Source organism: Microbacterium sp. AB, from assembly GCF_032878875.1.
GTDB lineage: Bacteria > Actinomycetota > Actinomycetes > Actinomycetales > Microbacteriaceae > Microbacterium > Microbacterium betulae.
Map to the genome: position 1 here is coordinate 2,014,601 of NZ_CP118157.1, position 26,293 is coordinate 2,040,893.

General features: G+C 70.6%; 26 protein-coding genes and 1 tRNA gene. 13 read left to right on the top strand and 14 right to left on the bottom strand.

All coding sequences use genetic code 11. The features are described from left to right. Nucleotides 1-139 precede the first annotated feature (139 nt). Complete coding sequence (locus N8K70_RS09500) at nucleotides 140-1,150, bottom strand: TerC family protein (protein ID WP_317138107.1); 1,011 nt, start codon at nucleotides 1,148-1,150, stop codon at nucleotides 140-142. Between the two features lie 196 nt (nucleotides 1,151-1,346). On the opposite strand from N8K70_RS09500, the gene N8K70_RS09505 reads away from it, so the two are divergent. From N8K70_RS09505 to N8K70_RS09530, 6 genes are all read left to right on the top strand, one after another. Further along, nucleotides 1,347-1,889 carry an RNA polymerase sigma factor gene (locus N8K70_RS09505; RefSeq protein WP_317138108.1) on the top strand — a complete coding sequence of 181 codons (543 nt, stop codon included), beginning with the start codon at nucleotides 1,347-1,349 and terminating at the stop codon, nucleotides 1,887-1,889. Beyond that, nucleotides 1,886-2,950, top strand: coding sequence for a DUF4349 domain-containing protein (locus tag N8K70_RS09510; protein WP_317138109.1), 1,065 nt, complete (start codon nucleotides 1,886-1,888; stop codon nucleotides 2,948-2,950). The genes N8K70_RS09505 and N8K70_RS09510 overlap by 4 nt, the downstream gene beginning before the upstream one ends. Nucleotides 2,951-3,074: 124 nt before the next feature. Continuing rightward, nucleotides 3,075-3,147: transfer RNA gene (locus N8K70_RS09515), tRNA-Glu, on the top strand. Nucleotides 3,148-3,212: 65 nt separating this feature from the next. Beyond that, nucleotides 3,213-3,851, top strand: a complete 639-nt coding sequence (locus N8K70_RS09520; RefSeq protein ID WP_317138110.1) for an MBL fold metallo-hydrolase — start codon at nucleotides 3,213-3,215, stop codon at nucleotides 3,849-3,851. A gap of 85 nt (nucleotides 3,852-3,936) precedes the next feature. Continuing rightward, nucleotides 3,937-4,512, top strand: a complete 576-nt coding sequence (locus N8K70_RS09525) for a flavin reductase family protein (RefSeq protein ID WP_317138111.1) — start codon at nucleotides 3,937-3,939, stop codon at nucleotides 4,510-4,512. A gap of 152 nt (nucleotides 4,513-4,664) precedes the next feature. Beyond that, nucleotides 4,665-5,423: a helix-turn-helix domain-containing protein gene (locus N8K70_RS09530; RefSeq protein ID WP_317138112.1), complete on the top strand. Its 759-nt coding sequence runs from the start codon at nucleotides 4,665-4,667 to the stop codon at nucleotides 5,421-5,423. On the opposite strand, the gene N8K70_RS09535 is transcribed toward N8K70_RS09530, so the two are convergent. Then, entirely contained in the window at nucleotides 5,359-6,309 is a 951-nt protein-coding gene (locus N8K70_RS09535) for a helix-turn-helix domain-containing protein (protein ID WP_317138113.1), read from the bottom strand. The genes N8K70_RS09530 and N8K70_RS09535 overlap by 65 nt on opposite strands. Before the next feature lie 257 nt (nucleotides 6,310-6,566). Between N8K70_RS09535 and N8K70_RS09540 the strand changes: the two genes are divergently transcribed. Next, nucleotides 6,567-6,884, top strand: coding sequence for a DUF7882 family protein (locus N8K70_RS09540; protein WP_317138114.1), 318 nt, complete (start codon nucleotides 6,567-6,569; stop codon nucleotides 6,882-6,884). Nucleotides 6,885-6,917: 33 nt separating this feature from the next. Here N8K70_RS09540 and N8K70_RS09545 read toward each other — a convergent pair whose 3' ends face one another. The 3 genes from N8K70_RS09545 to N8K70_RS09555 all read right to left on the bottom strand — a co-directional run bounded on the left by N8K70_RS09545 (nucleotide 6,918) and on the right by N8K70_RS09555 (nucleotide 9,902). Continuing rightward, nucleotides 6,918-7,370, bottom strand: coding sequence for an SRPBCC family protein (locus tag N8K70_RS09545; RefSeq protein ID WP_317138115.1), 453 nt, complete (start codon nucleotides 7,368-7,370; stop codon nucleotides 6,918-6,920). A gap of 146 nt (nucleotides 7,371-7,516) precedes the next feature. Further along, nucleotides 7,517-8,581: a YihY/virulence factor BrkB family protein gene (locus N8K70_RS09550; protein ID WP_317138116.1), complete on the bottom strand. Its 1,065-nt coding sequence runs from the start codon at nucleotides 8,579-8,581 to the stop codon at nucleotides 7,517-7,519. Between the two features lie 142 nt (nucleotides 8,582-8,723). Then, nucleotides 8,724-9,902 (bottom strand): alcohol dehydrogenase catalytic domain-containing protein, encoded by a 1,179-nt coding sequence (locus N8K70_RS09555; RefSeq protein WP_317138117.1) that lies wholly within the window; start codon nucleotides 9,900-9,902, stop codon nucleotides 8,724-8,726. 190 nt (nucleotides 9,903-10,092) lie between these two features. Here N8K70_RS09555 and N8K70_RS09560 point away from each other — a divergent pair, with 190 nt between their 5' ends. The 3 genes from N8K70_RS09560 (at nucleotide 10,093) to N8K70_RS09570 (ending at nucleotide 12,420) form a co-directional block, all read left to right on the top strand. Then, on the top strand, nucleotides 10,093-11,043 hold the full coding sequence (locus N8K70_RS09560; RefSeq protein ID WP_317138118.1) for a manganese catalase family protein: 951 nt from the start codon (nucleotides 10,093-10,095) through the stop codon (nucleotides 11,041-11,043). Continuing rightward, nucleotides 11,040-12,011 (top strand): TIGR03557 family F420-dependent LLM class oxidoreductase, encoded by a 972-nt coding sequence (locus tag N8K70_RS09565; RefSeq protein ID WP_317138119.1) that lies wholly within the window; start codon nucleotides 11,040-11,042, stop codon nucleotides 12,009-12,011. Before N8K70_RS09560 ends, N8K70_RS09565 begins: the two co-directional genes overlap by 4 nt. A gap of 127 nt (nucleotides 12,012-12,138) precedes the next feature. Beyond that, the gene (locus tag N8K70_RS09570; protein ID WP_317141208.1) at nucleotides 12,139-12,420 is read left to right on the top strand and encodes a DUF3072 domain-containing protein; all 282 of its coding nucleotides are present in this window, start codon (nucleotides 12,139-12,141) and stop codon (nucleotides 12,418-12,420) included. A gap of 25 nt (nucleotides 12,421-12,445) precedes the next feature. Here the strand turns inward: N8K70_RS09570 and N8K70_RS09575 are convergent, their stop codons facing one another. Continuing rightward, nucleotides 12,446-13,387 carry a LysR substrate-binding domain-containing protein gene (locus N8K70_RS09575; RefSeq protein WP_317138120.1) on the bottom strand — a complete coding sequence of 314 codons (942 nt, stop codon included), beginning with the start codon at nucleotides 13,385-13,387 and terminating at the stop codon, nucleotides 12,446-12,448. Between the two features lie 82 nt (nucleotides 13,388-13,469). On the opposite strand from N8K70_RS09575, the gene N8K70_RS09580 reads away from it, so the two are divergent. After that, nucleotides 13,470-14,423, top strand: coding sequence for a DMT family transporter (locus N8K70_RS09580; protein ID WP_317138121.1), 954 nt, complete (start codon nucleotides 13,470-13,472; stop codon nucleotides 14,421-14,423). A gap of 71 nt (nucleotides 14,424-14,494) precedes the next feature. Here N8K70_RS09580 and adhE read toward each other — a convergent pair whose 3' ends face one another. Continuing rightward, complete coding sequence (gene adhE, locus N8K70_RS09585; RefSeq protein WP_317138122.1) at nucleotides 14,495-17,257, bottom strand: bifunctional acetaldehyde-CoA/alcohol dehydrogenase; 2,763 nt, start codon at nucleotides 17,255-17,257, stop codon at nucleotides 14,495-14,497. Between the two features lie 344 nt (nucleotides 17,258-17,601). On the opposite strand from adhE, the gene N8K70_RS09590 reads away from it, so the two are divergent. Beyond that, the gene (locus N8K70_RS09590; protein ID WP_317138123.1) at nucleotides 17,602-18,027 is read left to right on the top strand and encodes an SRPBCC family protein; all 426 of its coding nucleotides are present in this window, start codon (nucleotides 17,602-17,604) and stop codon (nucleotides 18,025-18,027) included. A 220-nt stretch (nucleotides 18,028-18,247) separates the two neighbouring features. Here N8K70_RS09590 and N8K70_RS09595 read toward each other — a convergent pair whose 3' ends face one another. From N8K70_RS09595 to N8K70_RS09605, 3 genes are all read right to left on the bottom strand, one after another. After that, nucleotides 18,248-19,774, bottom strand: a complete 1,527-nt coding sequence (locus N8K70_RS09595; RefSeq protein WP_317138124.1) for a carboxylesterase/lipase family protein — start codon at nucleotides 19,772-19,774, stop codon at nucleotides 18,248-18,250. Continuing rightward, nucleotides 19,764-20,252: an MmyB family transcriptional regulator gene (locus N8K70_RS09600; RefSeq protein WP_317138125.1), complete on the bottom strand. Its 489-nt coding sequence runs from the start codon at nucleotides 20,250-20,252 to the stop codon at nucleotides 19,764-19,766. The genes N8K70_RS09595 and N8K70_RS09600 overlap by 11 nt, the downstream gene beginning before the upstream one ends. Nucleotides 20,253-20,368: 116 nt before the next feature. Beyond that, nucleotides 20,369-20,758 (bottom strand): winged helix-turn-helix transcriptional regulator, encoded by a 390-nt coding sequence (locus N8K70_RS09605; RefSeq protein WP_317138126.1) that lies wholly within the window; start codon nucleotides 20,756-20,758, stop codon nucleotides 20,369-20,371. Nucleotides 20,759-20,840: 82 nt separating this feature from the next. On the opposite strand from N8K70_RS09605, the gene N8K70_RS09610 reads away from it, so the two are divergent. Then, complete coding sequence (locus N8K70_RS09610) at nucleotides 20,841-21,251, top strand: RidA family protein (RefSeq protein WP_317138127.1); 411 nt, start codon at nucleotides 20,841-20,843, stop codon at nucleotides 21,249-21,251. A 71-nt stretch (nucleotides 21,252-21,322) separates the two neighbouring features. Here the strand turns inward: N8K70_RS09610 and N8K70_RS09615 are convergent, their stop codons facing one another. The 4 genes from N8K70_RS09615 to N8K70_RS09630 all read right to left on the bottom strand — a co-directional run bounded on the left by N8K70_RS09615 (nucleotide 21,323) and on the right by N8K70_RS09630 (nucleotide 26,208). After that, nucleotides 21,323-22,699 (bottom strand): MmgE/PrpD family protein, encoded by a 1,377-nt coding sequence (locus tag N8K70_RS09615; protein WP_317138128.1) that lies wholly within the window; start codon nucleotides 22,697-22,699, stop codon nucleotides 21,323-21,325. A 95-nt stretch (nucleotides 22,700-22,794) separates the two neighbouring features. Then, nucleotides 22,795-24,462: an FAD-binding dehydrogenase gene (locus N8K70_RS09620; protein WP_317138129.1), complete on the bottom strand. Its 1,668-nt coding sequence runs from the start codon at nucleotides 24,460-24,462 to the stop codon at nucleotides 22,795-22,797. Then, the gene (locus N8K70_RS09625) at nucleotides 24,459-24,800 is read right to left on the bottom strand and encodes a DUF4387 domain-containing protein (protein ID WP_317138130.1); all 342 of its coding nucleotides are present in this window, start codon (nucleotides 24,798-24,800) and stop codon (nucleotides 24,459-24,461) included. Before N8K70_RS09625 ends, N8K70_RS09620 begins: the two co-directional genes overlap by 4 nt. Then, nucleotides 24,793-26,208, bottom strand: coding sequence for an acyclic terpene utilization AtuA family protein (locus tag N8K70_RS09630; protein WP_317138131.1), 1,416 nt, complete (start codon nucleotides 26,206-26,208; stop codon nucleotides 24,793-24,795). The genes N8K70_RS09625 and N8K70_RS09630 overlap by 8 nt, the downstream gene beginning before the upstream one ends. Between the last annotated feature and the right edge of the window lie 85 nt (nucleotides 26,209-26,293).

Consider the following 26,293-nt stretch of genomic DNA (forward strand, 5'->3'; position numbering starts at 1 on the left):
AAGGAGAAGCCGGGCGCACCGCACGCCATGATCCTAGCAGGATGCTCCGCACCCCCGGCTCTCATCGAAGAAGTGCACAGGTCGAGTCGGCACGGCCGCCGTCCGATGAGCAGAAAGCCGCGGCGGACCGCTCGGCCCGTCAGGCGTCCTCGCCCCGGCCGGCGACGGACGTCCGCGCGCGTGCCTCACGCGAGGAGGAGACGAGGCTCGCGATCGTCGCGACCGTCATCGAGCCGACGATCACGCCCAGCGAGACCACATTGCCGATGTCGGGCGCCCACTCGACGGGCCGGCCGCCGTTGATGAACGGCAGCTCGTTCACGTGCAGGGCGTGGAACACGAGCTTCACGCCGATGAACGCGAGGATGAAGGCGACCCCGTAGTGCAGGTACTTGAGCTTCTCGAGCAGGTCGCCGAGCAGGAAGTAGAGCTGGCGGAGGCCCATGAGGGCGAAGAGGTTCGCCGCGAACACGAGGAAGGGCTCCTGCGTGATGCCGTAGATCGCGGGGATGGAGTCTATCGCGAACATCAGGTCGGTCACGCCGATCGAGACGAAGACGATGAGCATCGGCGTGAGCATCTTCCTGCCGTTCACCACGGTGCGGATCTTCGCGCCGTCGTACTCGTCGCTCACGTCGATGAAGCGGCGCAGCGACCGCACGATGAAGCTCTCGGTCTGGGCGTCGGCCTCGTCCTTCTCCGGCAGCGCCTGGCGCACGGCCGTGACGATGAGGAACGCGCCGAAGATGTAGAAGATCCAGCTGAGGTTCTCGATGAGGGCCGCGCCCAGGAGGATGAACGCCGCCCGCAGCACGAGCGCGATGATGATCCCCACCATCAGCACCTCCTGCTGATAGCGGCGGGGCACGGCGAACTGGCCCATGATCAGCACGAAGACGAAGAGGTTGTCGACGGACAGGCTGTACTCCGTCAGCCATCCGGCGATGAACTCGCCCGCGTTCTGCCCGCCGCCGATCACCGACAGGACGCCCGCGAAGACGAGCGCGAGCGCGACGTAGAAGACGACCCACAGGGTCGACTCCCTCGTGGAGGGGATGTGCGGCCGCTTCAGGATCAGGAGCAGGTCGGCGATCAGGATGAGGGTCAGGACGACGAGCGATCCGACCTGGAACCAGACGGGGATGTCCAAGCGCGAGACCTTTCAGAGGGGCGACGGGAAGTGTCCGAACGGCGAGGACGGGATGCTCCCTCTCGGATGCTCAGGATACCGAACACGGGGGCGCGGATGGTTCCATGGAGACGATCGGCCGCCGGGCGACACCTTCTTCACGAGAGACGACTCCGCCCCGGCGGCAGGAGGCATCGTCGGCACACGAGGAGGCGGGATGGACGAGGCGCGCACCGACGCCGAGCTCACGGCGGCCGCGGCCGACGGGAGCGATGCGGCTTTCCGCGCGCTCTACCGCCGCCACGTGCGTCCGGTCTACTGGATCGCGCATCGCCTCGTCGGCTCCGACGCCGACGCCGAGGACGTGACGCAGGAGACGTTCGTCACGGCGTGGCGGAAGATCGGCGGGCTCGAGCTCGCCGGGACGTCGCTGCTGCCGTGGCTCGCGACCATCTGCCGGTTCCAGGCGGCCAACCGCCTGCGGGCCCGCCGCCGGGCGGAGGCCTCCGAGGTCGACGACACGCTGCCGAGCCTCGTGAGCGTCGAGCAGCAGGTGCTCGACGCGCGGCTCGCGGAGCGCATCCTGCGGGAGGTCGGCGAGCTGAGCGAGCTGGATCAGCGGATCTTCCGCCTGTGCGCCGTCGACGGCTACGCCTACGCCGCCGCCGCCGAGGAGCTCGGCGTGGGCCACGGCGTCGTCCGCAATCGTCTCTCCCGCATCCGCACGCGCCTGCGTGCCGTCGTCGGAGAGGAGTCATGATGAACCACCACGACAGCGAGGCCGACCTGCTGCCGGATCTGCCGGAGGAGGCCGTCCGCCGCATCGAGGAGCGCGTGTTCTCGGACATCCGCGACGATCGCGCACAGGACCGTGCGACGTCGACGCCTGCGAGGCGCCGGAGGAGGGTCTGGCCGGGGATCGCCGCGGCTGCCGTCGCCGTCGTGCTCGCCGCGGCGATCTCGCCGTCCGTCGTCTCGAGCATCTCCGGCTCCGAGTCCACCGTGGCAGCCGACGACGCCCTGACCGAGCCCGAGTCCGCGGTGGGCGAGAGCGCCGGCTCGGCCTCCGACCCCGACGCGACGACGGGCGAGAGGGAGGTGATCCTGACGGGCGACGCGACCCTCGAGGTCGGAGACGTGCGGACAGCCGCCGACGCGATCACCGCACTCGTCGAGGAGCGCGGCGGGCGCGTCGACGGGCTGCGGATCGCCGCCGACGGCGACACGGCCGACATGAGCGACGTCTCCACCGCGTCGAGCTGGATATCCGTGCGTGTCCCCTCGTCCGATCTGACGACCGTCGTCGAGGAGCTCGCGGACGTGGGAGACGTCGTCGAGTCGCAGCTGTCGACGCAGGACGTCACCTCTCAGGCCGTCGACCTGCGGGCCCGCATCGACGCCGCGCAGGAGTCCGTGAGCCGCCTGACCGAGCTCATGTCGCAGGCGGGCTCGGTGCCGGACCTCCTCGCGGCCGAGCAGGCGCTGTCGGAGCGCCAGGGTCAGCTCGAGTCCTATCAGCAGGAGCTCGAGTCGCTGGAGGGCCAGGTCGAGATGTCGAGCCTCACGATCGCCCTGACGACGGCCGACACGGCGGCGGCCCCCGATCCCACCGGCTTCGGCGACGGCCTCCTCGCCGGCTGGAACGGGCTGCTCGCGACGCTCAACGGGATCGTCGTCGCGCTGGGTTTCCTCCTTCCCTGGCTCGCGGTCGTCGGTGTCGTCGTCCTCGTCCTCTGGCTCTCGCTGCGGGCCCGGCGGCGCCGGGCGCGCGCGGCACCGCCGGGCCCGGATCGGACCGTGCCGACGGAGGACGCCGGATGAACGGCGAGACACGCGCGGCGGCGGGCCGGAGGCCCCGTGATTTGGCGGCCTCCGGCTCCGCGTGCCATACTCTTCTCGTTGCCCGGAACGGGGAACGAGAAGAGAACTGAACATCCAGACGTGCGGCCCCATCGTATAGCGGCCTAGTACGCCGCCCTCTCACGGCGGTAACGCGGGTTCGAATCCCGCTGGGGTCACGCCTTTCTCTCAAGCCCGGATCTGCGAAGATCCGGGCTTGACCTTTTGGTGCTTGACTATGGGCATGCGCGTCACGAAACACGAACATGCGACCCTCCGGATCGAGAGGGAGGGGGCGACGCTCGTGATCGATCCGGGAGGTTTCACTCCCCCGCTGGCCGGTCTCGAGAACGTCGTGGGACTCGTCCTCACGCACGAGCATCCCGACCACTGGACGCCCGAGCACGTCGCCGACCTGCGCGACCGGTTCCCCGGCATCGTCATCCTCGCCACGCAGGCCGTCGCCGATGCCACGGACGCGTCCGTGATCGTCGTGAGGCCGGGCGACACCGCCACGGCGGGGCCCTTCCGCCTGGAGTTCTTCGGCGGCACCCACAACGAGATCCACTCGTCCATCCCGCTCGTCGACAATGTGGGCGTGTTCGTCGACGACACGCTCTACTACCCCGGCGACTCCTACGCCGTGCCGGAGGGTCGCGACGTCCCGCTCCTCGCTGCTCCCGTCGGCGCGCCGTGGCTGAAGATCGGGGAGGCGATGGACTTCGTGCTCGCCGTGGGCCCGCGCGAGGCGTTCGGGACGCACGACGTCCCGCTGTCGCGGGAAGGTCTCGGGATGCACCGGGCACGCCTGCGCTGGGCGACGGAGCAGGGCGGCGGAGTCTTCCACGATCTCGACGCCGGGGAGGCGATCGAGGTCGGCTGAGGACGCCGGGCGGCGCGACGACGTCTGTGACGTCATGCGACGCCCGCGGCTCCCGCCTCGCTCCGATGGCGATAGCGTCGACGTCATGACCGAAGCCGACTCCTCCCCCTCGCAGCGCGCGGACTCGAGCGCGCCTCGCCCTATCGGCGCGTCGCTCCCCGCCGACGACTTCAAGGCGCTCTTCCGCGGTCATCCCGGCGGCGTCGCCGTCATCACGGCCGACGACGGCACACGTCCCGTCGCGCTCACGGCGACCTCCGTCGCCTCCGTGAACGCCGACCCGCCGCTCCTCCTCTTCTCGATCTCGTCGCAGTCGTCGTCCGCGCCGGTCATCTCCGCCGCGAAGACCGTCGTGGTGCACCTGCTCGACGCCGACGACATCGACGTCGCGCGCCTGGGCTCCACGAGCGGAGTCGACCGCTTCGCCGACACGTCGACATGGTCGCGGCTCGTGACCGGGGAGCCCGTCTACAACGGCGTGCGCGCATGGGTGCGCTGTGCCGTCGTCGACCGCACGGACGCCGCCGGGTCGACCGTCGTCATCGCCCAGGCCCTGCAGTCGTCCATCTCGCGCGACGTCGAGGCCGGCGAGCACGGCAACGCCCTCGTCTACCACAACCGCACCTGGCACCGTCTCGACGAGGGCTCTCGCCTGGGCTGACCGCTCGGCGGCCGCACGCGAACCGGCGGGACGCCCTGCTCCGCCGCACGCCGGGCCCATGAGCGTCGGCCCGCGACGTCGGGGGCTGCCGCGCAGGATCTCTCGCGTGGGCGTGAGGCGCCCTCCCCGCTCCGACCGGCGAGGATAGGGGTGTGACCCTTCGCCAGACCCTCATCGCCGATCTCCTGCGCGGGCGCCGCGCCGAGCTCCAGCCGGAGGACGCGGGGCTCCATCGCGACGACAACCGCAGGGTGCCGGGACTGCGCCGAGAGGAGGTCTCCGCGCTGGCGGGGATCAACCGCGACTACTACATCAGGCTCGAGCAGGCGCACGGCCATCTTCCCTCGGCGCAGGTGGTCGGCGCCCTTGGCCGGGCGCTGCAGCTCGACGTGGACACCCTGGAGTACTTCCAACGGCTCGCCCAGCCGAACGCGACGAGAGCGCTGTCGCGGCGAGAGGGCCTCCCCCAGGGCGCCTTCGAGATCCTGCGCCTCCTCGAACCGAACCCCGCCTACATCACGAACGGCGTCCACGACGTCCTCGTCGTCAACGCGTCCTGCGCGCAGACGGCGAACGGCTTCCTCGAAGAGGGCAGGAACCTCCTCGTGGAGGTGTTCGAGCGCGAGCGCGATGCGCCGTTCGGCAACGAGTGGCGCGAGACGGCGAACCGGCTGGTCGACTCCATGCGCTTCCACACCGTCCCCGAGGACGAGCGGTTCCAGAGCGTCCTGCGGACCCTCCACGAGCGCTATCCGACGTTCCGCGAGATGTGGGCCCGTCAACGTGCGCGGAAGCTCACGGACGGGACGAGCCTCTTCCACGACACGAGCCGCGGATGGGAGCGGCTCACCTGGCAGACGCTGATCGTGCCGGATCATCCCGACTCGCTGATGACGGTGATCCACGTCTGAGCGCACGCGCGCTCTCCGCGGGATCGCGTCGCCGGAGCAGCTTCAGGACGAGGTGCAGCGTGCTCCGACGAAGACCGTCCTCGAGCTCCTCGCGCACGACCGGCGGGAGGTTCTCCAGCCGGTAGTACAGCGTCGTGCGATGCACGTGCAGCCGACCGCACGCCTCCGAGACGCGCGCGCCCGCGTCGAGATAGACCTCCACCGTCTCGAGCTGCGGGGCGTCGTCGGCGATCCAGAGGGCGAACGCCCCCGGTGAGGCACGGCGCAGCACGCCCAGCGGCACGTCGTCGTTCCGAGAGAGGAGCAGCTGAACGCCCGCGGGGAGAGGATCGATCCCCCGACCGCGCCCATCGACCCCGTGCGCGGGCCGGATGCCGAGAAGGGCCTCCTCGGCGGCGGGGAGGAGGTCGTCATCGTCCGGCCGGAGGGTCGCGGTCCCGACGAGGACCTCCGGATGACCTCGTCGACGCGCCCCCGCGCGGATCGCGTCGTCGGCTCTGCTCGACGAACAGACCAGCACGGGAGAGCCTGCGAGCTCTCCGACGCGCCAGAGCGCCCCTCTGCCGTCCGTCTGCAGGGCGATGCCGAGGGCCCGCAGGACATCCGTCCGGGCTCCGCCGAGCACGGAGACGGTGAGCTCCTCCGACGGGGCGAGCCAGCGGCGGCCGCGCGCCTCCTCGAGCGCGCGTTCCCGGAGGGCCGGCTCCTCGTCGAGAAGACGGCGGAAGACCGAGGTCCTCGCCCGGGGAACGCCCGCAGGGCTCCCTCCGACGAGGCCCGCACGAGACGGTGCGCGCCCGGGGGCCCTGGTGCGCCCGGGAGCCCGCGGGCGCCCCGGGTCCGAGATCACGCCCGTCTCCGCCATGCCGCCCCTGTTCCCGAGCACGCGCCTCCGCAGGCGCGTGTCTGATCCCTCTGAAGCTATGCGGTCCGGGCGCCGGGGGCGTGCCCCTGCCGCACCCACCCACAGCGCGGCCTCGCGGGCGTGCGCGGCTTTTCGACAATCATCGGAAACCGGCCGCCAGCCGCGCAGGCCGGTCACGCCGTGCAGGCCCGGGATCATGCGGGAGGAGACGCCCGACGATCCCCCGGCGCCGAACGAGCGCACCGCGTCGCGGTGCGAGAACGACCTACCGTGGCGGCATGGGCGTCTTCTACTACGGCGCGGAGGCCTCCGCGCTCCACATCGACGATCGCGCGCTCGCGCACCTGAAGGTCGTCATCGTCAGCAAGCTCCGCCGCAACGAGAGCTTCGCCGTCTCATGGTCCCATCCCGAGGAGGACGGCTCCGGACGGAGCACCCTCTGGATGCATCCCGCCATCCCCATCCGGTTCGCCTTCGACGAGCCGGAGGCCCCGCCCCTCAACCGGGAGTGGCTCGAGGAGCTCGCCGTCTCGGCCAACGCCCTCGGGGGGATCCAGCTCGTCGAGGAGCACATCGCGCCGGGCAGGAACGGCTGACGTCGCGCCCGGCGGATCCGGGGCCGCAGCACCTCAGCCGACGTCTCCGCGCCAGGCCCCCGTCTCCGAGCCGCGGGACTCGATGAACTCCTTGAACTTCGCCAGGTCCTTCTTCACGGCCCGATCGTCGAACCCGAGCGCGGCGCCCACCGTCTCCACGGCGCCGGTCGGCTCCCAGTCGAGCTGCACGGTGACCCGCGTCGTGGCGTCGGAGAGCTTGTGGAAGGTCACGACGCCCGCATGGTCGGCGTCTCCGGACACGCTCGTCCATGCGACGCGCTCGTCCGGGTGCTGTTCGGTGATCTTCGCGGTGAACGCCCGCTCGGCGCCGCCGATGGTGACCTTCCATGCGAGCGTCTCATCGTCGATCTGACGGATCGACTCGACGAAGTCGAGGAACTGCGGGAACTCCTCGAACTGGGTCCACTGGTTGTACGCCGTCGTCACGTCCACGTCGACGTCGATCGTCTCGATGATGCGAGCCATGAGGTCTCCTTCACTGATCGGTGCGTTGCATCTGTTCACGTGCCCGTCCATCGTGCGCACACGGCCCGCGTCGCCTGAAGGGGGTTGCGGACCGGCATGGCCTCGAGTATCCGGACCGCCCGGGCGCCGAGCCTCCGTCGTCGCAGTCAGGAGTCGTCGCGATCTCGTCGCCCCCGGATGCGGCGTCCTTCGGCGAGGTCCTTCTCCTCGGCCTCCCGCGCCTTGTCGATCCGCTTGGTGTCGCGCGGCGGCAGCTGGATGGTCTCCTCGGCGACGATCCCGGCCTGCAGCTCGCGTCCGCGCTCGAGCTCGGCGTCGAACTCCGCTCCGAAGAGGAGGGCGATGTTGGCGATCCAGAGCCAGAGGAGGAACACGATCACCCCGGCGAGGGATCCGTAGGTCCTGTCGTAGTTCGAGAAGTTGGACACGTAGAACGCGAACCCGAGCGTCGCGCAGACGAGCAGCACGATCGCGAGAAGCGCTCCCAGGCTGATCCAGCGGAACTTCGGCTGCCGGGCGTTGGGGGTGAAGTAGTAGAGGATCGCGAGGACGAGGACGACGATGAACGCCAGGACCGGCCACTTCGCGATCTGCCAGACCAGGAGCCCGGTCTCGCCGACGCCGAGCATCTCGCCGACGGCCTGGGCGATGGGCCCCGAGATCACCAGCAGGATCGCCGCGACGGCGATCAGCGCGATCGACACGACGGTGACGAGGAGCTGCGTCGGCTTCAGCTTCCAGAACGGGCGCCCCTCCTCGATCTCGTAGATCCGGTTCATCGCGCGGCCGAACGCGCCCACGTATCCCGACGCGGACCACACGGCCAGGACGAGTCCGCTCACGAGCGCGAACCCCGCCGCCGGGGAGCTCGCGATCTCCTCGATGGGTCCTCGGAGCAGGTCCACGGCGTCCCCTGGCGCCACCGCCCCCGCGATCTCGAGCACGGCGTCGGCGACCTGCTGTCCCTGCCCGACGACGCCCAGCAGCGAGAAGATCGCGATGAGCGCGGGGAACAGCGACAGCACGCTGTAGTAGGTCAGGCTCGCCGCGATGTCGGTGCACTGGTCCGACGAGAACTCGCGCACCGACTTCTTCAGCACGTACCGCCACGACGGCGCCTCGATCTCGGTCGGCGAATCCGGCTTCGCGTCATGCTCGGGCTCCGGCGCGTCCGCCTTGGACCGCTTCCGCGCCCCGAAGATCCCTCTCATGCGCTTCTCCCTTCGGCCGGGCGGGACGTGCTCCGTGCCCGCTCACGATGTAACGCGCTCGGACGGCCATCCGTCCGCGGGTTGACGGCGGTGACGCCGTCGTGGCAGGAGGATGCGAGAGCCGCCGCCCGCAGGCCGGCGATCACGCCGGCCTCAGCACGACTTTGACGCATCCGTCCGTCTTCTTCTGGAACGTCTCGTACAGCTGCGGCCCGTCGTCGATGCCTCCACGGTGGGTCACGAGGTCCTCCGTTCCGAGGACGTCGCCGTCCGCCTCGACGAGCGGGATCAGGGTGTCCGTCCACCGCTTCACGTTGCACTGCCCCATGCGAAGCGCGATCTGCTTGTCGAACATCGTCTTCATGGGCATGGGGTCGGCGTCGCCCGCGTAGACGCCGGCGAGCGATACCGTCCCGCCACGTCGCGCGAGATCGATCGCACTGTGAAGCGCGCCGAGACGATCCAGGCCCGCATGCTCCATGAGCGGCCGCGCGACCGACGAGGGGAGCTTGCCGATCGCCGAATGCAGCCCATGGACGAGGGGCGTCCCGTGCGCCTCCATGCCGACGGCGTCCACCACCGAGTCCGCGCCGCGGCCGTCCGTCTCGTCGAGCACGCGATCCCGCAGCTCGGCGTCGTCCTCGAGCACATGCACGCCGTATCGGCGCGCGAGCTCCTGCCGCTCGGGCACCGTGTCCACGCCGATCACCTGATGGCCGAGGTGCACGCCCACACGTGCGGCGAACTGTCCCACCGGCCCCAGTCCGAGGACGACGAGGGTGCCTCCTGCCGGGACGTCGGCGTACCGGACGGCCTGCCACGCCGTGGGCAGGATGTCGCTGAGGAAGAGATACCGCTCGTCGGGAAGCTCGTCGGCCACGCGGATCGTGTTGTGGTCGGCGAGCGGCACGCGCAGGAGCTCCGCCTGTCCTCCCGGCACCTGTCCGTAGAGCTTCGTGTACCCGAAGAGCGCGGCGCCGGATCCGTGCTCCCGCACCTGCGTCGTCTCGCACTGCGACTGCAGGCCGCGCAGGCACATGAAGCACTCCCCGCACGCGATGTTGAACGGCACGACCACCCGTTGTCCGGGAGAGATCCCTCGGACGTCCTCTCCCACCTCCACGACGACGCCCATGGCTTCGTGTCCCAGGATGTCGCCGCGGTCGAGGAACGGGCCCATCACCTCGTAGAGGTGGAGATCCGATCCGCAGATCGCCGTGGACGTGATCCGCACGATCGCGTCCGTCGCCCGTTCGATCCGCGGATCCGGGACCGTCGACGCCTCGATCCTCCGTCGTCCCTGCCAGGTGAGAGCTCGCATCGTCCGTCCTTTCGTCGCTGACCATCCTCGACGGCGGGCGCACGGCGGCGCAGGGGGCTTGACAGGGCCGTCCCTCGGACGAGAGGGCGAGTGTACGCCGTGCTCCCGTCCCCGTCGAGGGGGATCACATCGGCGATGGGCGACCGCAGGCTGACGTCGAGAACACTCGCTTTCGCCTCCGGAGGATCACATGTACTTCCACGTGCAGCAGCTCATCAACCCGATCGTGCAGGACGAGCCCGATCCCGCGGCCGCCAACGCCCTGCAGGAGGGCCTGGGCGGACAGTTCGGCGAGATGCGGACGATGATCCAGTACCTCTTCCAGAGCATCAACTTCCGCGGAGCGTCGGCCAAGCCCTACCGGGACCTCATCCAGGGGATCGGCACGGAGGAGATCAGCCACGTCGAGCTGATCGGCACGACCATCGCCCGGCTGCTCGACGGGTCGCCGAGCTACAGCGGCAAGAAGGGCGACCCGGTCGACGAGCCGGGAGCAGGCGGCGCGGTCCCGCTTCAGATCGCGCTCGACGAGGGCAACATCCACCACTACCTCGTCGGGGCACAGGGCGCGCTGCCCGTCGACGCCGCGGGCAATCCCTGGAGCGGCAGCTACGTCTACAACTCCGGAAACCTCGTCCTGGACCTTCTCTACAACCTGATGCTGGAGTCCACGGGCCGCCTGCAGAAGTGCCGTCTGTACGAGATGACCGCCAACAAGACGGCCCGGTCGACCATCTCCTATCTGATCGTGCGCGATCAGGCGCACGAGAACGGATACGCGAAGGCCCTGGAGACGCTCGGAGTGAACTGGCGGACCGCCCTGCCGATCCCGAAGACGAACGCGGAGCGGTTCCCCGAGGTCAAGCGCCTCGTCGATCTCGGTCTCCAGAGCAAGCAGTACACGTTCGATCTGACCGCCGAGTCGGAGGCCGGCCGGATCTTCCAGGGCGCCTCCCCCTCGAACGACGGGACCGATCTCGACGCCTCGGAGCAGGCGCCGGACGGCGTGCCGTCGGAGATCGCGCCCGAGCGCCCGGAGGAGTTCTCCCCCGGCGCCGACGCCGAGCTGCGCAAGCTGATCGAAGCGGCGGCCGCGCTGGAGCTGGCGGACATCGACATGACGTTCGGAGCGCTGAAGTGACGCGGTTCGGCTACACGCTGATGACGGAGCAGAGCGGGCCGCGGGAGCTCGTCGGCTACGCGGCCGGCGCGGAGTCGGCGGGATTCGACTTCCTCGCCTCCAGCGACCACTACTCGCCGTGGCTCGTGAGCCAGGGCCACGCCCCCTACGCGTGGACGGTCCTCGGCGCGGTCGCGCAGGCGACATCGAGCGTCGAGCTCATGACATATGTCACCTGCCCCACGATCCGCTACCACCCCGCGGTCGTCGCGCAGAAGGCGGCGACGCTGCAGATCCTCTCCGACAACCGGTTCACGCTCGGCCTCGGCTCCGGCGAGAACCTGAACGAGCACGTCGTCGGCGAAGGCTGGCCCGCCGTGCACGCCCGCCAGGACATGCTCGTCGAGGCGATCGAGATCATCCGCACTCTCCACGAGGGCGATCTCGTGACCTACGACGGCGAGTACTTCCGCGTCGACTCCGCCCGGGTGTGGGATGCGCCGGACGCCGGGGTGCCGATCGGAGTCGCCGTCTCCGGCGAGAGCTCGATCGCCCGGTTCGCCCCGCTCGGCGACCACCTCATCACGACCGAGCCGGACGCGCAGCTGGTCAAGGCGTGGGACGACGCGCAGGGCGGCGCGGCCGCCTCGCGCAAGATCGGACAGGTCCCGATCAGCTGGGATCCGGACGAGGGAACGGCGATCGCCCGTGCCCACGACCAGTTCCGCTGGTTCGCGGGAGGCTGGGCCGTCAACGCGGACCTTCCGACGCCCGCGGGCTTCTCCGGCGCGAGTCAGTTCGTCCGCCCGGAGGACGTGGCCGAGTCGATCGCGTGCGGCCCCGACCTCGACGCCCTCGCCGAGAGCGTACGGCCGTTCGTGGACGCCGGCTTCACCGATGTCGCGATCGTGCAGGTCGGCGACGAGCAGCAGGAGCGCTTCGTGGCGGACGTGGCCGAGCCGCTCCTGGAGAGGCTGCGCGCGCTCTGATCGCGACTCCGCCCCGATCCGTCGTGTGCAAGCAGAACGCCGCGGGGCCCGCAACCCCCTCCCGTTCCCGGCGGTTCGCTCGTAGTCTCGCGACATGAGCGATCAGAACGCCACCCACGACGACCCGATCGACCGCCATGACGACGGCGGCGCATCCGCCGCGACCGGGCGGCCGGCCCACGACGACCCGGGCGAGACGCTCGGCGCTCGCGGGACCGACGCCGACGACGCCGCGAGCAAGGAGCCGGCGGACTGGGTGACGGGAGACGAGCCGATGACGGCGGCGCAGCGCAGCTACCTCGACACGCTGGCGCGCGAGGCCGGCGAGGAGCTGCCCGCCCGCCTGACGAAGGCGGAGGCCTCGACCGAGATCGACCGCCTGCAGTCGAAGACCGGCCGCGCGGGCTGACGCCGGCCCCGACGATCCCGCGGTGCTATCGACCGCGGGACGTCCCGCTCGGGCCTTCGTCCTCGCGATCGGTCCCGCCGGTCGGATCGGCCGCCGCGCTCAACAGCTCGAGAGCGGCCTCGACCGGCGGGAGATGCGCGGCCTCTTCGCGTACGACCGCATGGATCGAGCGCATCGGCGTCGGCCTGACCACCGTGATGACGGAGACCCCTGTCGGCGTCCGAGCGGCCCCGAGCCCGGGCAGGACCGTTATCCCGATCCCGGCGGCGACGAAGGCGAGCGCCGCCGGGTAGTCGTGCGCCTCGACGCGGAACGCGGGACGGTAGCCGACAGCGGCACACGCGTCGAGGAGCACTCGCCTGCACCATCCTCGAGCGAAGTCGTTGTCGATCCACTGCTCGTTCGCCAGTTCGGCGAGCTCGACCTCCTCCCTCCTCGCGAGCTCGTGGCCGTCCGGAACCACGGCCACATACGGGTCGTCGAGGAGGTGACGGGAGACGAAGCCCGGTTCGGGCGAGAAATCGCCTCGTGCGACGACGAGGTGGACGTCCGCCCTCTCGGCCGGATCATCCGGCGGGCTCTCGCTGAGGCGCAGGTCCAACCGCACGCCGGGGAAATCGTGACCGAGCCGGCGCACGAGAGACGGCAGCCACGCGGCTCTCACGGAGGCGAAGTAGGCGATGGAGATCGTCCCCGTGCGGCCGGCGCGGAGATCCGTGACAAGCGCCTCGACCCTCCCGAGCCGGGCGAGCACCTCGTCCACCTCCGCGGCGAGCGCGATGCCTGCGGGCGTCGCGCGGAGCCCGCGCCCCGAGCGGGTGAACAGCGTCAGCCCCGTCTCCCGCTGGAGGGCGGTGATGTGCTGGTTCACCGCTGACGGCGTGTAGCCGAGGCTGACGGCAGCGGCCTGGACCGAGGCGCTGGCGACCACCGAGCGGAAGACGCGGAGGCGATGGACATCGAGCATCCCCGCACCATACAGTTCGACTGAACCGAACGGAAGACATCCGCACTGGTGCTGAATCCGTCGCCGGCGTGACGATGGACCGATGACGAGCCCGTCTCCTTCGACTCCTGCGCCTCGAAGCCCCCTGCCGGTCGCCGCCGCCTCGGTCACGGTGGTGTTGTGGGCGTCGGCGTTCGTCGGGGTGCGGGCAGCGGGCGCCGACTACTCCCCCGGCGCCCTCGCACTGGGCCGCCAGCTCAGCGGCTCCGTCGCGCTCACCGCGATCGTGCTCGTCGACGCGGTCCGACGCGGACGGCTCCCGCGACTGCCGCGCGGGCGCCTCCTCATCGCCGTGCTCACGTGGGGAGCCGCATGGTTCGGCCTCTACAACCTCGCCTTGAACGATGCGGAGCGGCATCTCGACGCCGGCACGACCGCCCTGCTGGTCAACCTCGCCCCCGTCCTCATCGGAGTGCTCGCCGGCCTGTTCCTCGGGGAGGGGTTCCCTCGTCGTCTGGTGCACGGACTGTTCGTGTCGTTCGGGGGCGTGGCCCTCATCGCCGCGACGAGCTGGGCCGGACGGGCCGACGTCGTCGGCGTGCTCCTCGGCCTCGGCGCCGCGATCCTGTACGCCTCCAGCGCGACCGTGCAGAAACGGCTGCTGACGCATGTCGACGCGCTGACCGTGACCTGGCTCGGCTGCCTGGCCGGGACCGTCGTGTGCCTCCCCTTCGCGCCGAGCTTGGTGCGCGACGCGACGAGCGCACCGGCGTCCTCCACGCTGGGCATGGTGTATCTCGGCGTCTTCCCCACGGCGATCGCCTTCCTCACCTGGGGATACGCGCTGTCGCGCAGCACCGCCGGGCGGCTCGCCGCATCCACCTATGTCATACCTCCCCTCGTCGTCGTGCTGTCGTGGCTGCTGCTCGCGGAGGTCCCGGCAGCGCTCGCGCTGTTCGGGGGCGCACTGTGCCTGGGCGGCGTGGCGATCGCGACGCTGAGCAGTCGTCGACGCCTGCGCCCCGGCACCAGGGGCTCGGCGGCCCGCGCGGGCTGACGCCCCTCGAGACGGCCTCCCCGTCCCGCTCCGGCCCGTGGGCGGAGACGAGGAGGCCGATGCCGCCGCCCTCAGGCGGTGGCCTTCTTCGACCGCGGCTTCGAGGCCCTGGCGGGGCGGGGCGGCATCGTGTCGTCGGCGACGCCGGCGATCTTCGCCCGGCTCGCCCGCACGTCGGCGAACGAGGTGCCGTAGTAGGCGGCCTCCATGATCGTCTTCATGTCGGCGAGCATCGGCAGGCGCGGGTTGGCGGGCGCGCACTGGTCCTCATAGGCGCCCATGGCGAGCGCGTCGAGCGCCCCGATGAAGGCCTCCTCCGGCACCCCCTGGGCCTGGAAGGACGGAGCGATGCCGCATCGGTCGCGCAGGTCCTCGACGGCCCTCGCGTACGACTCGACGCCCTCCGCGGGAGTGGCCGCGGGCAGCCCCAGGTGCTTCGCGATCTCCTGGAACCGTTCGGGCGCCACGTAGCGCTCGTACTTCGGCCAGCTCGTGAGCTTGGTCGGCACGGAGCCGTTGTAGCGGATCACGTGCGGCAGGTACGTCGCATTGGTGCGGCCGTGCACGAGGTGGAACGTCGCCCCGGTGACGTGCGCCATCGCGTGCACGATCCCGAGGAAGGCGTTGCCGAAGGCCATTCCGGCGATCGAGGACGCGTTGTGCATCTTCTCCCTCGCCGTGAGCACCTCGGCGGACGTCGGGTCGACGCCGCCCTTCGCGGAGGTCTCGATGTTCTCGAAGATGAGCCTGATGGCGTGCAGGCACAGGCCGTCGGTGTAGTCGTTCGCGTAGACGGAGACGTAGGCCTCCGTCGCGTGCGTGAGCGCGTCGAACCCCGAGTCCGCGATGAGGAAGGACGGCATCTGGGCGGTCAGCTCCGGGTCGATGATGGCCACCGTCGGGGTCAGCGCGTAGTCGGCGAGCGGATACTTCTTGCCCCGCTCCGGGTCGCTGATCACGGCGAACGGCGTCATCTCCGAGCCCGTGCCGGAGGTCGTCGGGATGCACACGAGCTTGGCCTGCGCCCCCAGCTCCGGGAACTTGAAGGCGCGCTTGCGGACGTCGAAGAACTTCTCCTTCATGTCCGAGAACTCGATCTCCGGGTGCTCGTAGAGCAGCCACATGACCTTCGCGGCGTCCATGGGGGAGCCGCCTCCGAGCGCGACGATCGTGTCCGGCTTGAAGACGCGCATCTCGGCGGCGCCCCGCTGCACGGCGTCGACGGTCGGCTCGGGGAGCACGTCGTCGATGATCTGCAGCGCGACACGCTCCCCGCGGCGGGCGAGCACGTCGAGGACGCGGTCGACGAAGCCGAGGCGGGTCATCGTGGCGTCGGTGACGATCGTCACGCGGCTCACCCCGCGCATGTCGGCGAGGTAGCGGATCGCGTTGGGCTCGAAGTAGGTCTTCGCGGGCACCTTGAACCACTGCATGTTGTTGTTCCTGCGACCGATGCGCTTGATGTTGAGGAGGTTGACGGCCGAGACGTTGTTCGAGACCGAGTTGTGGCCGTAGGAGCCGCAGCCGAGCGTGAGCGAGGGGATGAAGGCGTTGTAGATGTCTCCGATCCCGCCGAGCGAGCTCGGGGCGTTCGCGATGATGCGCACCGCCTTCACGCGCGAGCCGAACGCCTCGACGACCGCGGCGTCCTCGCTGTGGACGGCACCCGAATGGCCCAGCCCGTCGAACTCGACCATCTGCGCCGAGAGCGAGATGCCTTCCTCGGCGTCGCGGGCCCGCAGGACGGCGAGCACGGGCGCGAGCTTCTCCCGCGTCAGCGGCTCGGCGGGCCCCACTGACCCGACCTCGGCGAGGATGATCGACGTGTCCTCGGGCACCGTGAAGCCGGCCTGCTGCGCGATCCAGACCGGCGACTGGCCGACGACGGCCGCGTTGAGCCTGGCCTCGGCGCAGTTGGCCGAGTCGGCGGCGACGCCGAAGATGAACTCCTCCAGCATCCGCTTCTCGGCGGCCGTGGCCCGGTAGGCGTGGAGCGTCTCGAACTCGGCGATCGCGGCCTCGTAGACGGGCTCGTCGAGGATCACGGCCTGCTCGGACGCGCAGATCATGCCGTTGTCGAAGGCCTTCGAGAGCACGATGTCGTTGACGGCCCGCTTGAGCTTCGCGGTGCGCTCGACGAAGGCCGGCACATTGCCCGCCCCGACGCCGAGAGCGGGCTTGCCGCAGGAGTAGGCGGCCCGCACCATGGCGTTGCCGCCGGTCGCGAGGATGAGGGCGACGTCCGGGTGGTGCATGAGGAGGTTGGAGGCCTCGAGGGAGGGCTGCTCGATCCACTGGATGCAGCCGGCGGGCGCTCCCGCGGCGACCGCGGCGTCGCGGACGACGCGCGCCGCCGCGACCGAGCAGGCCTGAGCGGACGGGTGGAAGCCGAAGACGATGGGGTTGCGGGTCTTGAGGGCGATGAGCGCCTTGAAGATGGTGGTCGAGGTGGGATTCGTCACGGGCGTGATGCCGCAGACGACGCCGACGGGCTCCGCGATCTCGGTGATGCCGGTGAGCTCGTCGTGACCGATGACCCCGACCGTCTTGAGCTCGGACATCGCGTTGGTCACATGCTCGCAGGCGAACATGTTCTTCACCGCCTTGTCCTCGAAGACCCCGCGTCCGGTCTCCCGGACGGCCTGCTCGGCGAGCGGCCCGTGCTGGCTGAGGGCCGCGACCGACGCCTTGCGGACGATGTGGTCGACCTCGTCCTGGGAGAGGTCCATGAACGCTCGGAGCGCGTCGTTCGCCGTGACGACGAGCGTGTCGACCGCCGCCGCGGTGCCCGGGTCGACGGTGGGGTGCGAAATGGTGCTTTCGGTGATGGTCATGACTCCTCGCAGGGCTCGGATGGTGCCGGGGCGTGTCTTCGCCGAACCGGCTTCGCCGAGCCCACGGTAGCTCTGGCGCGCACCCCCGACCCGGGTCGAAGGTCCCGCAGAGGGCGGACCCTCAGACCGACGCGCGCAGGAACGTCACGACGACCTGCTCGGGCGCGAGTCCGGCGTCTGCGTGTCGGGTGGCTTCTCTCCGGGCGCGGCGGGCTCGGCGTCGCTGTCGAGCGCGTCTTCGACGCCGAGACGGGCTGGCCCTCCGACGTCAACGAGCCCGATGTCGACTCGTGACGAGGCGAGGTGCCGCCGCCCGATTGCACGGTGCCGGTAGCGTTTGCTGTATGGCAGAGGATCTTCTCTCCGTCTCCACGGTCGTCGAGGCGACGCCGGCCGCCGTCTGGCGCGTCCTCACCGACGGCAGATCAGCCTGGTGGCCAGGCATGCTGTTCGAGCCGGAAGTCGGTGCATGCCTGACGGAAACATGGGAGGAGGACGGCGAGACGTTGCGGGCGACAGGGACTGTCGTCGGGTCCGATGCGCTGCGTCGCCTGGACTTCGTGTGGAGCGAGCCCCATTGGCACGGAACGCTTGCCGTGAGCATCCGACTCGCGTCCGTCGGAAGTGGAACCGAGGTCACCGTCATCGAGCAAGGCTTCACGAGCATCGACGCTCCTTCGACGCTGCTCGCAGAACACGTGGCAGGCTGGCGATTCCACCTCGATCGCCTCGTGCAGGCGCTCCGGAATCCGAATCGGATTCCCGACTAGCAGCCGAGATCGTCACCGTCGGGTGCTCCAGCGGTCCGGCCTCGATGCCGTCGCCGATCGGTCGTTCCCGTTCCGCTACGACGTCACCGACTCCGAATCGAGTCATGATCGGCTCCGGACGCCGATCGCGCTCCGGAGCGCGATGAAAACGCGCCGGGCGCCGCCGAATGCGTCGAGCCCCGCGGCACGGCGACGAGGCCGTCGCGGAACGCGCGCGGACTCATCTGCGCCCGTCCCAGATGACGCGACGTGCGGGGTCCGGGTCGAGCAGTGTCGCGCTCGGGGCGTCGAACCGGTGGACCTGCCGGTCGTGGACGCTGTAGCGCGGCCATCCGGGATCGCCCGTCCGGGCGAAATCCGCCCAGGCGCGGTGCACCTCGTCGGCGATGCGCTGGTCGCCGCCGCCGGCGAGGAGCGGCTGCCAGTCGGGGTGGTCGAGGTTGTCGAACACGAAGGGGAGCTCCGCGGCGTGGGCTGCCCCGAGGGTCCCGTCGAGTGCGGGTGAGCGCCAGGCGAACTCGTAGACGCGGGTGTTCTCGTGCGCCTCGGCGGTGCGGATCGCGGGCACGCGGTAGATCCAGTCGGTCAGGAGGGCCCCGAGCGCCGGCGCGGCGGACGCCCCGGGGAACGCCCGCCGGTAGGTGCGCACGGCCCGGAGGGGAGGCAGCCCCTTCTGGAGCGCGTACAGGGGGAGCATCCACGACCGCACCCTGTCCGCGCCCATCGGCGCGAGGACGATCTGGGCCTCCTCGGCGTTCCAGCCGACGAGCAGGTCGATGTCGGCGGCGACGCCGGCGCGCAGGCTCTCGATCGGCGGTGCCGGCAACGACTCGCCGTCGACGACGGGCTCGAACGGCAGGCCGTTCACGGCGACGTCACCCCATGTGGAGCGCCGCGGCGACTTCTGCACCACTTCTCGGAGCCGGTCCTGGGCGGCGACGAGCTCGTCCTGGGGGACGGCCGACAACGCCTCGAGCGTCGGTTCGACGTGCAGGAGGCGGGCGAGCTGGACGGCGGTCTTGCGCGCGGAGTCCGCGCTGATCGAGTGGAACGTGCTCCCGGACTCCATGATCGCCCGGCGGATCAGCCCCTGCGAAGCGGGCATGGTGATGAGCGCGCCGATGCTCATCGCGCCCGAGGACTCGCCGCACACCGTCACGTTGCCGGGGTCCCCGCCGAAGGCGGCGATGTTGTCTTGGACCCACTCGAGGGCGCAGATCTGATCACGCAGCGACAGATTCGCCGGACCCGAGCCGAACCAGATCAGGCCCTCGGCCCCGAGACGGTAGTTGATCGTGACGAGCACGACGCCGTCCCGCGCGAAGCGCGAGCCGTCATAGCCACCGACGGATCCTGATCCGCTCCACCATCCTCCCCCGTGGATGAAGACGATGACCGGGTGGTCCCCTCCGCCGGGCGGCGCCCAGACGTTCAGATTGAGGTAGTCGTCTCCCGGCGCGGTGCGATCCGGGAGCAGCGTCGGGCCCTGTCCGACGAGATGCGGTGCCGTGGGGCCGTACTCGCCCGCGTCGAACGTGCCCTCGAAGCGCCGCCGACGAACCGGCAGGCGGAACCGCCGCTCACCGACCGGGGGCTCCGCATAGGGCACGCCCAGGAACCGGCGCACGCCGCCCTCGACGGTCCGGCCCCTGAGGACGCCGGCATCGACGGAGACGGTGACGGGTCCTCCGCGCGCAGACGCCTGCCGGGCCGTTTCGGTGACGTCAGCGGGGTCGTCAGGGCTCATCGCGCGCGCCTTTCGCGTATCGGCCCGCCGGGGTGGCGGCGAGCGTGCCGAGCAGGGTGAGATGGAACCCCGCGCTCTCGAGCCGCTTGCCACGCGCATCGTGGCGCTCCCACAGCCTCGCGGACTCGGGGCTGCGTGCCAGCAGCGTCCGCAGCACCTCGTTGACGCGCCGATGATCCGGCGCGGCGCCGCGATCGGGGCCGGGGATCATCCGGGCGACGTGGAACAGATGCAGCCGCGCCTCGTGGTCGAGACGCGGAGCCCTGCGGAGCGTCTTGACGACCTGCACGGAGGGGTGACGCTCGCGACCCTGCTCCAAGCGGGTGTGGTCGTCGACGCTGAGGCCGGCCATCGTGGCGATCTCGTCGCGGCGCAGCCCGGGCACGCGCCGTCGGCCGTGCGCGGAGAAGCCGATCGCCTCCGGGTGGAGCTGCCCTCGGCGAGCGCGCAGGTGCTCGCCAGGCCGGTTGTCGGACATGCCCTGATTCTATGGACCGTTTCGGCGGGCAGGCAGGGTGCAGCTCTCCCGGGCTCATGACGGCGGTCGGCGCCCGACCCGCCGGGCAGCGGTGACCGGAGCGCGCCACGCCCGCGTCAGGTGACGTCCTCGCCCTCGGCCTCTTCGTCGAATCGGACGCGTGCCCGTTCGATGGCGGGCATGTGCGTGTCCGCCCACGCGAGGAGCTCATCGATCGGCGGCCGTAGCGTCTTGCCGAGCGGTGTGATGCGGTACTCGATCGCGAGCGGCCTCGTGCGGAGCACGATGCGGTCGACGATGCCGTTCCGTTCGAGCCGCCGCAGGGTCGCGGTGAGCGACTTCTGCGTCACCGCGGGGATCGCGCGGCGCAGCTCGCTGAAGCGCGCGGGCGCCTCGCACAGCTCGTTCAACACCTGCAGCGACCATTTGTCGAGAACCTGATCGAGCAGCTCACGGTGAGGGGCGCTGATGTCGAGGCGGTGGGAGGCGGCGATGGTATCCGGCATGAGACCTAGTCTCGTTGAAGTTTCCACCGGGTACCACGTATCAATGAGACACAACCTTCCTCACAGAGATATGGAGTGTCCGATGCCCGTTCGCCTGTCGTCCCCCGAGGGCATGATGCCATCCGTGCCCTACCATCATGTCGCCGTCGCCACGGGTGCCCGCCACGTGCACGTCGCGGGACAGATCTCGCGAGATGCCGCCGGCGCCGCCGTGTCGGCCGGGGATCTCGCCGGCCAGGTCGCCCAGGCGCTCCGCAACACCGCCACAGGCCTCGCGAGCGCCGGCGCCGGCTTCGCGGACGTCGTTCGACTCACCTTCTACGTCACCGCCTGGCACCCCGACCTGATCGATGCGTTCATGGCGGGTGTCGACGAGGTCGCCGACGAGATCGGCCTGCCCGCTCCCCTGCCCCCGGCATCGCTCATCGGCGTGGACTACCTCTTCGAGCCCGACGTCCTCATCGAGGTCGAGGCGACGGCCGTGCTCGACTGAGCCCGAGGCGAGAACGTGTTCGAGGACGCCGAGCGGACCGCGCGGCGCATGTCGGCGGCCGACTCGGCTCGTCAGCGGGCGGGGCGTTCCATCGCTCGGAAGAGATCGTCGTAGCGCGACTGCTCGTCGAGGTTCTCGACGAACTCCAAGACCGTGTCCTGAGCCCCGGCGGAGATGTGCGGTGCCGCCATACGGCGGAACTTCCGCTCGAAGTCGGAGTCCGACATGGGCGTCTCCACCGAGCCGGGACCGCTGATGACCTGCTCCGCGATGCGGTCGCCGGATGCGAGTGTCACCGTGACGCGATTGGCGAGATGCCGGGGGAAGAGGGCCGTCAGGTCCGGGTCCTCTTCGACCGTCGTCCTGTCCATCAGCGCCAGCGCCCGCGTGTCGCCGATCTTCTCGGCCGAGTACGTGTCGAGGTCGATGTCGCCGTCGATCAATGCGCGCACGACGTTGTACGGCAGGCTGTGGTCGGCCGTCTCGCGCGTGGTCGGACGCCATTTCCGCGGATCCGCGAGAACGCGGCGGTTGAACTCCGACGTCTCGATCAGGATGCTCTCGATGCTCTCGGGGCTCGGGATCCTGGGCTTCAGGCGGATCGAGGCCCAGACGGCGGTGTGCAGCTCGCCGTTCGTGGGGAAGGTCTTGGTCAGCGACCTCGTGATCGCGAAGTCGCGTTCGCCGCTCTTGCCGAAGGAGTCGACGTCGAGCTCGAACGGCCCGGAGATCTGCGCGAAGAATCCTGCGTCGCCCTCGAAGACGGGAGACGGGCCGGTCATGCCGTGGGACGCGAGCTGGGCGGCGAAGACGGCGTTGCGCGCCGCGTTCGCGGCCGAGCAGCCCTTCCAGTCCGAGAGCGTCCCGGAGCGCACCTGGCGCATCGACACGTGCCCGCTGAGGGCGAGGTTGATGGCATGCTCCGCCTGCGTCCGGTCGAGTCCGAGCAGACGCGCGGCGGCGGCGGCCACGGCGACGTTGACGTAGTTGACGTGGTCCCAGCCGCGCCTGTTCAGATTGGCGGCGTCCTGGAGGCGCATCTGCACCTCGTAGGCGACGACGACGGCGGCGATGAGCTCCGATCCCGGCAGGGAGCGCGCCTCTGCCAACGCCAGGCAGGCCGGGATGCTGTCGCTCGGATGCCCTGGCTCCCTGGCCATGTAGCCGTCGTTGTAGTCGAGGAAGCGGACCATCACCCCGTTCGCGAACGCCGCGAGATCGGGGGTGGTCTGCAGCCGGGTGCCGAGGACCGTGGACGCGGGCACGGGGACGGTGCGGCACACGGCGACGGCGGCCTCCACGGGCGGCGCGTCGTACGCGCCCAGGACGCACGCCAGGCTGTCGACGACCCTCCGTCTGACGCATGCGACCACGTCCGCAGGCAGGTCCTCCGCCGGCAGGTCGATGGCGTACCGCGCGATTCGCGCCGCGATCGACTCCTGAGGCATCGCTCCTCCGATGTGAACGGCCGTCTCGCCCGATAGTCGGCGTCGGGACGGTCCGGAGGCGGCGCCCTTCCTGCTGTCAGGGCTCGTGAGCCTCATCAGACGGCCGCTGCCATCGCGCGTCCGGCCACGCGTCCGGAGAAGATGCATCCTCCGAGGAACGTGCCCTCGAGCGCTCGGTATCCGTGGAGGCCGCCGCCGCCGAAGCCGCTCGCCTCGCCGGCCGCGTAGAGGCCGGGCAGCGGTTCGCCCGATCGCCGCAGCGCCCGGGCCGACAGGTCGGTCTCGATGCCGCCGAGGCTCTTGCGGGTGATGATGTGGAGCTTCACCGCGATCAGCGGACCCGACCTGGCGTGGGTGAGCGGGCGCGGGGCGGCCACGCGCAGCAGCCTGTCGCCGCGGTGCCTCCGCGCCTGGTGGATGGCGTTGAGCTGAGCGTCCTTGCCGAAGTCGTTCGTCATCTCCAGGTCGCGGGCGGCGATCTCCACGCGGACGCGGTCGAGGTCCAGCAGGTCCGGCGACGCCTGCCCCATCTTCGAGAGAAGCTCGTCGACGGTGTCGGCGACGAGGAAATCGGCGCCGCGCTCCTTGAACGTCTCCACCGGGCCGGGTGCTCCCGGGCCGAGCCGCCGGGCGAGCAGCGTGAGGTCCTTGTCGGTGAAGTCGGGGTTCTGCTCGCTGCCGGAGAGCGCGACCTCCTTCTCGAGGATCTTCTGGTTCGTGACGAACCAGCTGTGGTCATGCCCGGTCGCGACGATGTGCTCGAGCGTGGCGAGCGTGTCGAATCCCGGGAACAGCGGCGTCGGCAGCCGGTTCCCTTGCGCGTCCAACCACAGCGACGAAGGCCCAGGGAGGATCCGGATCCCGTGCATCGGCCAGACAGGGCTGTGGTTCCGGATCCCTTCGACGTAGTGCCACATGCGGTCCCCGTTGATGAGGTGCGCGCCGGCTCCGCGCGCGATGCCCAGCATCCGCCCGTCGACGTGCGCCGGCACGCCGGACAGCATCGACGCGGGAGGCTCCCCCATCCGCGTCGGCCATTGCTCGCGGACGAGGTCGTGGTTGCCGCCGATGCCGCCGCTGGCGACGAGCACGGCGCTCGCGCGGAGGGAGAAGTCGCCGACGACGTCGCGGTTGCTCGGCGCGCCGCGCTCGGCCGGGTCGGCGGCGAGCACGGCTCCGCTCACGCCCACGACAGTGCCGGCTTCGACGTCGATGCGGTCGACGCGGTGACGGAACAGGACGCGGACGAGGCCCCGCTCGACGCCCTCGCGCACGCGTCGCACGAACGGCTCGAGAACGCCCGGTCCCGTGCCCCAGGTCACGTGGAAGCGCGGCACGGAGTTGCCGTGGCTCGAGGCGCGGTCGCCGCCGCGCTCGGCCCAGCCGACGATCGGGAAGAAGCCGATGCCGCGTTCGCGCAGCCAGGCGCGCTTCTCGCCGGCGGCGAACTCCAGATAGGCCTGCGCCCACTGCCGCGGCCAGCGGTCCTCGTCGCGGTCGAACCCGGCCGAGCCGAGCCAGTCCTGGCGGGCCAGTTCCAGCGAGTCGCGCACGCCCATGCGGCGCTGCTCGGGCGAATCGACGAGGAAGATCCCCCCGAACGACCACCATGCCTGGCCGCCGAAGCCCGTCTCCGGCTCCTGCTCGACGATCAGCACCCTCTTGCCGGCGTCCACCAGCTCGGAGGCGGCGACCAGGCCGGCCAGGCCCGCGCCCACGACGATCGCGTCCGCCTCTCCGGCGCCCGGTGCCGCCGCGCTCATCGTTCCGGCCCGGCGCCGACCAGCTCGGGGACCTCGATCGCGGCGAGCGGCACGTGCTGCTGACCGGAGTGCATGTCGCGGTCGGGGAAGCTGCCCTGGGTGACCGGCCGGGGGAACGAGATCTTGATCGCCCGCAGCGCCGCCATCGGGAAGATCCGCACCCCCTCGGCGCTCGTGCGATACAGGGCGGCGATCGCGTCGGGGTCGACGACGTCGGATGCGCACACTCGCTCGTACGCCTCGTCGGTCGGGAGGAAGACGTCGAGGGTGAGCCAGAAGGGACCGGCGTTCTTGGCGCGGACGAGGTCGGCGATCTCGTCGAGGGTCTGACTAGGCACGGGGTGCCACCTCCTGGTACTCGGCACGGAACAGCTCGCCCTCGTCGTCGACGTCGATCGTGTGCTGCAGGACGAACTCGTAGCTCGCGCCGCGATCGATCTCGGCGGGCGAGGTCGCGAACGCGAAGCTCGGCAGATGGGTCATGCCCTCCAGCGGCAGATGGAGCATGAGCGGGTTGGCGATCTTCGCGATCGCGGTCGCCGTCGCCTGGTCCGCCGCGCGCGACCGGAACAGCACGCCCGCTTCGCGCGGCGGCTCGCCGTCCGGTTCGAGGGCGCCGAGCACGGCGTTGTGGCCGTAGGCACGGAGCTCGGCGTCGTACTGGCCCTCCTCGAGGCCGAGATGCGTCCGGACGCGGCGCGCGAGCTCTCCGGCGAAACGCTCCAGCCAGGCATCCATGTGGGCGAGGATGTGCGGATCGCGGATCCCGACGAGCGAGACCGTCTCGTACCCGCCGATCGCGGCCCCTTCCAGCTTGATGGTCGGCTGCGCCGCCTCCTCGAAGACCGAGCCCTCGACACGGGTGACGCGTTCGTCCACGGCGGTGTAGACGGCTGCGCTGGTGTCGAGCGTGCCGCTGGGCTCGCGCAGCCGGAAGGGGTCGGCGTTCTCGTACAGCATGTGCGCGGCGACCGTCATCGGGGTGGCCGCGGACGTGTCGTCCAGCGGATGGATGCTGAAGCCGGCGTCGTCGATCTCCACGAGGACGCCGCCGCCGAGCGGGTCCGTCGTGCATTGGCTGCCGCACTCGACGGTCTTCGCCGCGTGCCAGGTCGGGCCGGCCGCGATTCCGCGCTCGAGAGCGATGCCCGCCACGGATGCGGTGTCGGAGGCGCGTCCGGTGAGCACCAGGTCCGCCCCGGCGGCGAGGGCCTCGGCGATGGGCACATGCCCCATGAGGCCGACGATGTGCTCACACCGGCCGACGGTCTCGGCCGTCAGCGGCCCGGCCGGCTCGAGCGAGGCGATCCGCCCGTCCGCGAGCGCCGCGAGGACCGACTCGCGGGTGAGCTCGCTGTAGATCTTCGCCAGCGTGAAGGTCAGAGCCTCCTCGTCGGCGATCTCCTGCGCGATGCCGGCGACCCATTCGACCCCGGAGTCGGTGCCGGAGGTGCCGCAGGTGGTGACGACGACGGGGATGCCCGCACGCCGTCCGGCGACGAGGATCGTCCGCAGATCGCTCTTGAGCGAGCCGCGGGAGGTCTTGGCGATGCCCGCGCCCAGATAGTGCGGCCCGGAGTCGGTGGACCCGCCGTCGACCGCGATCGCGTCGGCGCCGAGCGAGATCCCGCGCGCCACGGTCTCCTCGCTGATCCCGCCGCCCAGCATGCCGATGGGGAAGATCACCCGGACCGAGTCGCCATCCCGCGGCTGCGGATCGTTCGTCACGTCATCGTGTGAGGTCATGGGGGTGTTCACCTTTCTTTCGAGCAACCTATTTGCTATAGCAAATGGTGTCAAGCGCGTCACTGCTCGCCGGGGACGCCGGTGC